This window comes from Vibrio sp. 10N.261.52.A1 (assembly GCF_002876325.1).
GTDB lineage: Bacteria > Pseudomonadota > Gammaproteobacteria > Enterobacterales > Vibrionaceae > Vibrio > Vibrio chagasii.
In genome coordinates, this window is the sequence record NZ_MCYD01000957.1 from 1 (window position 1) to 4,404 (window position 4,404).

The 4,404-nt window shown below is 42.7% G+C and carries 6 protein-coding genes; 4 read left to right on the top strand and 2 right to left on the bottom strand.

Going from position 1 to position 4,404, the window contains the following annotated elements; genetic code table 11:
• The first annotated feature begins 52 nt into the window (after positions 1-52).
• Genes BCT81_RS20785 through BCT81_RS20795 form a run of 3 tightly spaced genes read left to right on the top strand, consistent with a single transcriptional unit; the run spans position 53 to position 2,035 of the window.
• Positions 53-322, top strand: coding sequence for a PTS sugar transporter subunit IIB (locus BCT81_RS20785; protein WP_102425682.1), 270 nt, complete (start codon positions 53-55; stop codon positions 320-322).
• A gap of 10 nt (positions 323-332) precedes the next feature.
• Entirely contained in the window at positions 333-1,589 is a 1,257-nt protein-coding gene (locus tag BCT81_RS20790; protein WP_004740069.1) for a PTS ascorbate transporter subunit IIC, read from the top strand.
• Positions 1,586-2,035 carry a PTS sugar transporter subunit IIA gene (locus tag BCT81_RS20795; protein ID WP_198593179.1) on the top strand — a complete coding sequence of 150 codons (450 nt, stop codon included), beginning with the start codon at positions 1,586-1,588 and terminating at the stop codon, positions 2,033-2,035. The genes BCT81_RS20790 and BCT81_RS20795 overlap by 4 nt, the downstream gene beginning before the upstream one ends.
• Positions 2,036-2,160: 125 nt before the next feature.
• Here the strand turns inward: BCT81_RS20795 and BCT81_RS20800 are convergent, their stop codons facing one another.
• Entirely contained in the window at positions 2,161-2,466 is a 306-nt protein-coding gene (locus BCT81_RS20800; RefSeq protein ID WP_102425683.1) for a hypothetical protein, read from the bottom strand.
• Between the two features lie 111 nt (positions 2,467-2,577).
• Positions 2,578-3,852: an HD domain-containing phosphohydrolase gene (locus BCT81_RS20805; protein WP_102425684.1), complete on the bottom strand. Its 1,275-nt coding sequence runs from the start codon at positions 3,850-3,852 to the stop codon at positions 2,578-2,580.
• Positions 3,853-4,078: 226 nt separating this feature from the next.
• Here BCT81_RS20805 and BCT81_RS20810 point away from each other — a divergent pair.
• Positions 4,079-4,404: GNAT family N-acetyltransferase (locus tag BCT81_RS20810; RefSeq protein WP_133152674.1), on the top strand; the 326-nt coding region annotated here is incomplete at its 3' end.

Consider the following 4,404-nt stretch of genomic DNA (forward strand, 5'->3'; position numbering starts at 1 on the left):
CAATAAGAGAACGAAGTTTCTCAAACCTTAAAATCCAATCGAGACAAATATTATGAAAAAGATTCTTGTAGTTTGCGGTAACGGCCTTGGTACTTCTCTAATGATGGAAATGGCAGTGAAAGATGTGGCTAAGAAAATTGGTTTTGAAGCTGAAGTTGATCACGAAGATCTATCTTCTGCAGCATCAAGCACTGCGGATATCTGGGTTGCTGCAACTGACGTTGCGAATCAACTAAAAGAAGCTGGTAAACAAAACATCATCAGTCTACAAAATATTTTTGACAAAGCATCAATCGAAGAACAACTAAAAACTTTCATGTAAGGTCAAAATTATGCAAAACTTTTTCGAGTTTATGCTTGGCTTATTAAAAGAGCCAGCAATCATGGTGGGTTTAATTGCTTTCATTGGCTTGGTTGCACAGAAAGCAGATATTTCTACCATTCTTAAAGGCACAATTAAAACCGTAATGGGTTTCCTAATTTTAGGTTTTGGTGCTGGTGCCTTAGTTGGTGCTCTAAATAACTTCTCAGTAGTATTTACTGAAGCATTCGGCGTAAGTGGTGTTATTCCAAATAACGAAGCAATTGTGGCGTTAGCACAAGAAGCATTCGGTTATGAAATGGCTCTAATTATGTTCTTCGCATTCGTTGTGAATATTTTATTGGCTCGTTTAACACCTCTAAAATATATTTTCTTAACGGGTCACCACACAATGTTCATGTCTATGCTGGTTGCAGTTATCCTGTCTACAGCGAACATTCAGGGCACGGCTTTAGTCGCAATTGGTTCGATCATTGTGGGTTCACTGATGGTCATCATGCCTGCACTTGCTCAGAAATACACAGAGAAAGTAATGGGTACCGATCAACTAGCGATGGGTCACTTCTCAACATTCTCATACCTGGTATCTGGTTTCATTGGTAGCAAGTTTGGTGACACGTCGAAAACAACTGAAGACATCAATGTGCCTAAGAGCCTAATGTTCCTACGTGACACGCCTGTCGCAGTAGCAACAACCATGGCAATCTTCTTCATGTTTGCTTCGATTGTCGCTGGCGGTGAGTTCGTAGAAACCGTTTCAAATGGTCAAAACTGGGTTGTGTTCACATTCATGCAGTCTCTTGTGTTTGCCGGCGGTGTTTACATCGTACTGCAAGGTGTGAAGATGTTGATTGCTGAAATCGTTCCTGCATTTAAAGGTATCTCAGACAAGCTAGTACCGGGTGCAAAACCGGCTCTAGACTGCCCTATGGTATTCCCTGTAGCACCAAACGCGGTACTTATTGGCTTCCTTTGTTCTTTCGCTGCTGGCCTACTCGCAATGGCAGTACAAGGCGCACTTGGCTGGACAATTATTGTAGCGGGCGTTGTTCCTCACTTCTTCGTAGGTGGTGCAGCGGGCGTTTACGGTAACGCAACTGGCGGTCTACGTGGTGCGATTCTAGGTTCATTCACTCAAGGCCTATGTATCTCTTTCTTGCCTATGCTACTGCTTCCTGTTCTTGGCGGACTTGGCCTAGAAGCAACAACATTTGCTGACTTCGACTTCGGTGTGGTTGGTCTGATTCTAGGGTGGATTGTTTCATGAGTTTATTCGATTTAGTCGGTAACCAAGGCGTTATCATCAACTCTGAAGAAAACCTAACGGTTGATGCTGCGATTGATGTGACATGTTCAACACTGCTAACGAGCAACAAGATTGAAGCAAGCTACGTTGAAGCTATCAAACAAAAGCACAAGGACATTGGCGCGTACTATGTTCTAGCTCCAAAGATTGCAATGCCTCATGCTCGTCCTGAAGACGGCGTAAACGAAGCATCACTACAGGTGACGGTATTCAAAAAAGGTGTTGATTTAGAGTCGGAAGATAACGGTGACGTTTACCTTTCCATCACTCTGGCGGCAATGGATTCAGATAGCCATATCCATACCATCATGGCGCTATCTGAGCTGTTCCAAAATGATGATGACATTGATGCCATTATCGCTGCAGAAACAGAGCAAGAGATCATCGAGATCTTAAAGCGATACTAACCTCGCTACATTGCTCCTGAGCGAATAAGCCCCCAAATAAAAAGCGATAGCCTCGGCTATCGCTTTTCTGTCTCTGTTTAGTCTATGTCCGTTGATCATCAAACTCGATTGATTGTACTTACCGTTTACTGAACGCTTAGTTTAATCATCTTAAAATCATAAAGACCGTCGTTAGCGGCTCTTTCCTTGAACAACAACTCTCCGTTATAAAACGTAAAAGCGAGAAGATCGCACTCATATTCATAAATATAAGCCACAGATCCATCATTATTGATGATGCGATCGGGCTGCCCCAGTTTATTCGTTACATCCTCAATGTTCGCTTGTCGATCGACAAGTTGTTCTAAAGCCGCTTCATCGTAACCATCTTCATCCATACAACCTGACAAAGCGGCAACCAAAGCTAGCACTATGATTTTCGTTCTCAACATCTTATTCCTTTAATGGTTTTTACCACCATATCAGTAGCCTTGCTCAATCACTGTAAGTCATTGTAAGCGCCATGAATAAAATGAGAAGGGATTGAAACGACTCCAAGATCCTCACGTTTCGTAAATCGGGTAAGCCCACTTATCAGTCGATAGCTCAAAACAATACTGAGCGTGCTTCTTCAAACACTCAAACACTTCACGGTCGAGCTTATGGTTCTCAACATGCTCAGTCAAAATCGCCATCGTCTCTTCCAGTGTCATTCCCTTTCGATACGGACGAGACTGCGTCAATGCTTGGAACACGTCGACAACCGCTACAATTCGACTGGGCTGATCCAGTTCTTCTGCAGTTTTACCCATTGGATAACCAGAACCGTCTAGCCTTTCATGATGATTCGACGCCCACTCACAAATCTGAGGTGAACTGAACAACTCTTGTAGTGCGAACCTTGTATCCGTTGCATGGCGCTTAATACAGAAATACTCCTCATCAGTGAGTAAGTCTGGTTTGTGGAGGATATCACTTGGCGTTTGCAGCTTACCGATATCATGTACTAACCCTGCTAAATAGAGCTTACGCTGCGTTGTATATGAGTAACCCAGTTGCTTAGCTAAATACTCTGAAAGCTGCCCCACCTTCAACGAATGCTTAAAGGTAAACGAGCTCTTGGTATCCACCACATTGGCAATAAACTCTGCAAAAGCGACCGTTTCATCCAACGACATCTGTTGAGAAAAGAAAGGCACGGGCTCAAAGTTATCCCTCATGTTTTCAATGTAAGGGATCTCCATCGAGAACCAGAAATCATCCAAGTCGACAAGCTCACACATATGTTGCACAAGGTTGGTTTCGAACATCTCGTCCGCTTGTTCAGTCAAACGGTCGATAATGCTCGCTTTTCCATCTGGGGTGAGGTTGCCATAGCGATCGGAAGAGGTGATGCCATAGAGATAGTCAACCCTATCGGCAAGCATGACAATCGCGGCCAGTTCTTTCTCTAATTCACTAATAGGTAACGCTTTAAGCTCCACCCAAGGAGTATGATGATAAAGCACTGGTTTAGAGAATATCGAAAGTACGGGACACTCTTTTAATATTTGATAGCCTTTCTGACAATGGTGGTGGGTGGAATCAGGAACAAAACCTGAGAACAAACTGAGCTGTTCATCAACTTGGGATACACCACAATCGTGAATGAGCCCCAACGAGAACGCAAGCTGTGCTTGTTCCTCTTCCCAGCCCACACTCAGGGCACAGCGGTAAGCGATATAACCGACTCGTTGCCCATGATTTTTGCTTTCAAAACCTACGTTATCAAGCGCCTTAGCTATACCAAATAGAGCCTTTCTAAGGTCTACGGTTACGTCTTGGCAATGTTGATTCATTACTTAAGCCTAGAATTTTTATTGTTCTTATATATTTAGGCTGCCAATACTAATGCATAGTTAATGTTTATATACACAACTAATGTAAGGTTTAATGAGTTTCGTGATAGATCTAACGTATCACGGAAAAATCGTGCTACAAATAGTTGCATATTAAAAAACAGGCGACATTATGTTTTGCCGACTAAGATCCATCCAACTGAACCGTCAAAAAAAAAGGAAATGCATGTTTAAAACAGTTATCGATGATGAATTGTCCATTGCTTTGGTTGAAGAACGTTTCGCCTCTCACTACGCGGAAATCTCACAAAGTCAAAATGAGTATTTAAGTCAATGGCTTGCATGGCCGCCACATTGTAAAACCGAACAAGATTTTAGGCTCTTCGTGCAGCGCTCATTACACGATTACGCAGAAGGTAAAAGTATGACCTGTGCCATCGTGTACCAAGACAACATCGTTGGTAACTGTAGTTTCAATACCATTGATCATGATATGCAAAAAGTAACTATAGGTTATTGGCTGTCTGAACCATACCAAGGAAGGGGAATTGT

What these genes read in the sequence shown, in the direction of transcription:
- BCT81_RS20785 (WP_102425682.1), top strand. Translation starts at nt 53, where the DNA reads ATGAAAAAGATTCTTGTAGTTTGCGGTAACGGCCTTGGTACTTCTCTA.
- BCT81_RS20790 (WP_004740069.1), top strand. Translation starts at nt 333, where the DNA reads ATGCAAAACTTTTTCGAGTTTATGCTTGGCTTATTAAAAGAGCCAGCA.
- BCT81_RS20795 (WP_198593179.1), top strand. Translation starts at nt 1,586, where the DNA reads ATGAGTTTATTCGATTTAGTCGGTAACCAAGGCGTTATCATCAACTCT.
- BCT81_RS20800 (WP_102425683.1), bottom strand. Translation starts at nt 2,466, where the DNA reads ATGTTGAGAACGAAAATCATAGTGCTAGCTTTGGTTGCCGCTTTGTCA.
- BCT81_RS20805 (WP_102425684.1), bottom strand. Translation starts at nt 3,852, where the DNA reads ATGAATCAACATTGCCAAGACGTAACCGTAGACCTTAGAAAGGCTCTA.